The sequence below is a fragment of the Anaeromicrobium sp. genome, from assembly GCF_025210435.1.
GTDB lineage: Bacteria > Bacillota > Clostridia > Peptostreptococcales > Thermotaleaceae > Anaeromicrobium.
Genome location: NZ_JAOART010000083.1, coordinates 1 through 5,349, shown reverse-complemented (window position 1 = coordinate 5,349; position 5,349 = coordinate 1). Strand labels below are relative to the sequence as shown.

Below are 5,349 nucleotides of genomic sequence, written 5' to 3'. Positions count from 1 at the left end.
GTAGCATTCTTTTTATCAATTTCTGTTTTTCTTCTATTGAATATCTATTATTGTTTTTTGCCATAGGTTTAATCTCCTTCGTTATTTTTATTCGAGAATATCATTAATTCTCTCCTACGACAACTATCTTACCACAGGGGGTTAACACAGTATATCTTCTTAGGACGTACTTTTCTACAAATACATCATAAATAAATTCAAGGATATAATATCTATCTTCTTGACGCATCTTTTTATCAAACATAGCCACAAATACATTCCCGATATCATCATTTCCTATAACTATTCAATTCCTTCACCTATAGTTCCTCTTCATAATTATACTACACCCATAGACATTTGGAAATTTTTCCAAACAAAAGCCACCCATTTTACTGGATGGCCTTCATATTATTCTTCAATTTTTAATATTAATTGTCCTGACTTTACTTGATCTCCTTCTTTGGCAAAGATGGTTTCTACCACACCATCCTTTGATGCTGTAATATTAGTTTCCATCTTCATGGCTTCTATTATGGCTACTGTGTCATTTTCAGAAACCTTATCTCCCTCTTTAACTAATACTTTTATTAGTTTACCTGGGATACTTGAACCTATTTCATTTGGATTATCCACGTCTGCCATTTGGATACTTACTGCCTGGGTATTTTGAACTACACTATCCTTATCATGGATTTTAATAGCACGGGTAGAGTCATTTACTTCAAATAGTAGGGTTCTATTTCCTTCTTCATCTACTCTACCGATTTCAAGAAGCTTTATAACTAGTACCTTACCTTCTTCAATCTCAACATTACAAGTTTCACCTTCCCCTAGTCCGTGGAAGTAGATGTCACTTCCCATTCTACTAAAGTCTCCATTTTCTTTCATGTAACTTAAGTATTCATCAAATACCTTTGGATATAGGGCAAAACTCACTGCATCTTCATCTGTTGCTTCTATTTCAAATTTTTCCTTTAAATCCTTCTTAATTTTATTAAAGTCTTCACTTTCTAATAATTCACCAGGTCTGCACGTAATAGGTTCTTCTCCCTTTAATACAAGTTTTTGTAAATCTTCAGGGAATCCACCCATAGGTTGACCCATCATACCTTTAAAGTATGATACTGCAGAGTCTGGGAATGCCATGTCCTTACCCTTTTCGTATATGTTTTTCTCGTCTAAATCGTTTCTAACCATGAAGATTGCCATATCTCCCACAACCTTTGATGATGGAGTTACCTTTACTATGTCACCTAACATGATATTAACTCTCTTATACATTTCCTTAACTTCATTAAATCTATGACCAAGGCCGAAGCTTTCCACCTGTGGTTTTAAGTTTGAATATTGACCACCTGGTATTTCATACTTATAGATTTCTGCCGTTCCAGATTTAAGACCTGATTCAAAACCTTCATATACGGGTCTTACATCTGCCCAATAATCTGAAATCTTTTGAATGTGATCTAGGTCCATCCCCGTATCTCTCTTAGTATTTTCTAGGGCTGCCACAACAGAGTTTAAGGCTGGTTGACTAGTAAGTCCTGACATACTATTAATTGCCGTATCTACTATATCTACTCCCGCTTCTGCTGCCATTAGGATAGTTGCCACACCATTACCACTTGTATCATGAGTGTGTAGGTGAATTGGTATGGATATTTCATCCTTAAGGGCCTTAATAAGTTTATATGCTGAATGGGGCTTAAGTAGGGCTGACATATCCTTAATACCTAGTATGTGTGCTCCCATCTTCTCTATTTCCTTAGCCTTTTTCACATAATATTCTAGTGTATATTTATCCCTAGTCTTATCTAGTATATCTCCTGTGTAGCAAATACATGCTTCTGCTATTTTACCTGTTTTTAATACTTCATCTAATGATACTTCCATACCCTTTAACCAGTTTAAAGAGTCAAATATTCTAAATACATCTATTCCATTTTTAGCAGATAATTGTATTAATTCCCTAATTACATTATCTGGGTAGTTTTTATATCCAACTCCATTTGAACCCCTTATTAACATTTGAAGTAATACATTAGGAACTCTTTTTCTTATGGATCTTAATCTTTCCCAAGGAGATTCCTTTAAGAATCTATAGGCCACATCAAAGGTAGCTCCTCCCCACATTTCCATGGAGAATAGATCCTTGCTTAAAGCGGCCGTTGCCTTACTGATTTTTACCATATCTCTACTTCTCATACGAGTTGCCATTAAAGATTGATGGGCATCCCTCATGGTAGTATCTGTAAGAAGTAATTTTTCCTGATTCTTAACCCAGTCAGCAACAGCCTTTGGACCCTTTTCATCTAATATTTGTTTTGTACCTGTTAAATGACTTATATTTCCCACCTTTGGAATTTTAGGTACATCAAAATCTCTCTTTATACCCTTAGTTTCATTAACTACCTTTTCACCTATGAAATTTAATACCTTAAGTTCTATATCTTTTTTAGGAGTTATTTCGAAAAGTTCAGGATTATCCTTAATGAATCCCGTATCACATAATCCCTTTTTAAACTCCTCATGACTAAGAACATTTACCAGGAATCCCGCATTAGTTTTAACCCCTCTTATCTTAATCTCTTTTACGGCCCTTCTTACTTTTCTTATGGCATCTTCAAAGGATCTTGAATAAGAACTAACCTTAACTAATAGGCTATCGTAATAGGGGCTTATTACAGCTCCCGTAAATCCATTTCCACCATCTAGTCTTACTCCATTTCCAGAACCTGTTCTATATATATCTATTATTCCCGTATCTGGTGCAAAATTGTTTACAGGATCTTCTGTAGTTACTCTACATTGTATAGAGTATCCCCTTGGTTTAATGTCATCTTGTGATTTTATATTAATCTCGTCTGAATGAAGGCTATGGCCCTGTGCTATTAAAATCTGACTCTGAACTATATCTACTCCTGTAACTAGTTCCGTTACTGTATGTTCAACCTGAATCCTTGGATTCATCTCTATAAAGTAGTGATTTCCGTGCATATCAACTAAAAATTCTACAGTTCCTGCACTCTTATAATCCACTGCCCTAGCTATTTTAATTGCATCATCACATATATTTCGTCTTAGTTCTTCAGTGATACATAGTGCTGGAGTAAACTCTATTACCTTTTGATGTCTCCTTTGCACAGAACAATCCCTCTCATATAGGTGAACTATGTTTCCATAGTTATCTCCTAAAATCTGTACTTCTATATGCTTTGGTTTTTCTATGTATTTTTCCACAAATATATCGTCTATACCAAAGGCCTTTTTCGCTTCATTCTTAGCACTTCTGTATTCATCTAGTAGGTCTTCTTCTTTTCTTACTATTCTCATTCCCCTACCACCGCCACCAGCAGAGGCTTTTAATATTACTGGATATCCACATATATTAGCATACTCTATAGCTTCATCTTCTGATTTTACAGCCTTCTCAACTCCTGGAATAGTAGGAACGCCTACCCTACTAGCAACCTTTTTAGATTTAATTTTATCTCCTAACTGATCCATCATCTCATAGTTAGGACCTATGAATGTTATTCCCGCTTCTTCACATTTTTTAGCAAATTCCGTATTCTCCGATAAAAAACCATAACCTGGATGTATGGCATCTACACCCTTTTTAATGGCTATCTTTATTATTTCTTCAATATTTAGATATGCTTCTACCGGTCCTTTGTTCTTTCCTATTTGGTAAGATTCATCAGCTTTAGTCCTAAAAAGAGAGTTTTTATCTTCTTCAGAATAAATTGCCACCGTACGAATGCCTAACTCATTACATGCTCTGAAGATACGTATGGCTATTTCCCCTCTATTAGCTACCAATACTCTTTTAAACTTCTTCACGTCATCTCCTCCTATGATAATCACTCTATTTCTAGTGTGTTATAAATATATAATTTTAATTCTAACAAATTTTTTAGTAATTTCATAATCATTTTTGGAAAATATACAAGTATATTTTTTGTTTTTTTAACTTTTTTCATATATTCACTTATTAAAATTAAGTTTTCATATATTTTACCTTATATTTTAAAGTTTGTATACCATAAATAACTGAAGTTTCCCTAATAAATTATTAATCTTGTAACACATATTATTCTAAATGCATAACCTATATTAGAAAACCTTAGCCTCTTCTATTACATAATAAACAAAGGAGGTGGAAATGTATGGCTGATAAAAAATGTGATGGTTTTGGTGGATGTGATGATAGTTTACTATTTTTCTTCCTATTACTAGTAGTATTGTTCTGTTCACCTATGTGTAATGGATTATTTGGATCTAGAGATAGCTTGTTATTCTTCTTCTTATTGTTAGTAGTCATATTCTGCTGTCCAGGTTTTTGCGGATTCGGCGATTTCTTCGGCGGATATTAGATAAAGAATTCGGGATAAAATCCCGATTCTTTCTAAATTCATATGTGAAGAAGGGGGTGTAATAATTGGCAGATAAACAATGGTTTGCTGGAGATAACACTTTTTTATTCTTCTTCTTATTATTATTTGTTGTATACTTTGGTGGATTATCCTGGGGAAAAGAATGTTAAAAGAATTGGATATCCAATTCTTTTCCCAATATTCTTCATCATATAGTTAATGAACATATTATATTAATTAGTTTTAAGGGGGTGTCACATTTGTCTGAAGAAACTACAAAAGGCTTACTTACACAATTAGGATTTGAAGATAATTCAGCATTACTTTTCTTCTTCCTATTATTAATCATTTTATTCTGTGCACCATACTTTGGATCATTCTTTGATGGTGGATTTGGTGATTTTTGCCTTGAAGATGGTAGTACCTTATTATTTTTCTTCTTGCTATTAGTTATCTTATTTTGTAGCGAATCCTTATTCTAAGAAAGTTTAATTATTAAATATTTAAATGACTAATTGAATCTTTATCTAAATTTCACAAAAGGACGGTTAGTTATTTCCATTATTTTTCATAAAAAACTTTTACTTTACATAAACAAATTAAATAAAAATCAAATCTAATTCACTAACCGCCCTGAATAAAAATAGGTTGTCATATGGCAACCTATTTTTATTTTCTACATAATAAAACCTATTATAAATATACCTTTATAGATTTATCAACACTAGGCTTTCTTTATACAGTAACTTGCCTACAAGGGAAAATATATTGAAAATCTTTGGAACCCTGGAACGTCACAACATCCTATGCTACTTGAACATGACTCATGAACCTATCTACGAAGATTCATACTTTCGTTTGTGACAAGGACTTCAATGGAAAAATTTTCAATATACTTTCCTGAAGTAGGCCCACATAAAGCAAGTTTGAAAATGATAAATCTATATAGATTTATGAACACTACGCTTTCTTTATACAGTAACTTGCCTAT

At 33.1% G+C, this 5,349-nt stretch carries 4 protein-coding genes; 2 read left to right on the top strand and 2 right to left on the bottom strand.

The features are described 5' to 3' along the window. Nucleotides 1-103: 103 nt before the first annotated feature. Together N4A57_RS09880 and N4A57_RS09875 are read right to left on the bottom strand one after the other, a co-directional pair. On the bottom strand, nt 104-244 hold the full coding sequence (locus N4A57_RS09880) for a hypothetical protein (protein ID WP_293657826.1): 141 nt from the start codon (nt 242-244) through the stop codon (nt 104-106). A 146-nt stretch (nt 245-390) separates the two neighbouring features. After that, nucleotides 391-3,825 (bottom strand): pyruvate carboxylase, encoded by a 3,435-nt coding sequence (locus N4A57_RS09875; protein ID WP_293657825.1) that lies wholly within the window; start codon nt 3,823-3,825, stop codon nt 391-393. Nucleotides 3,826-4,151: 326 nt separating this feature from the next. On the opposite strand from N4A57_RS09875, the gene N4A57_RS09870 reads away from it, so the two are divergent. Together N4A57_RS09870 and N4A57_RS09865 are read left to right on the top strand one after the other, a co-directional pair. Next, nucleotides 4,152-4,358, top strand: a complete 207-nt coding sequence (locus N4A57_RS09870; RefSeq protein ID WP_293657824.1) for a hypothetical protein — start codon at nt 4,152-4,154, stop codon at nt 4,356-4,358. A 260-nt stretch (nt 4,359-4,618) separates the two neighbouring features. Further along, complete coding sequence (locus tag N4A57_RS09865) at nt 4,619-4,840, top strand: hypothetical protein (RefSeq protein ID WP_293657823.1); 222 nt, start codon at nt 4,619-4,621, stop codon at nt 4,838-4,840. Nucleotides 4,841-5,349: the final 509 nt, after the last annotated feature.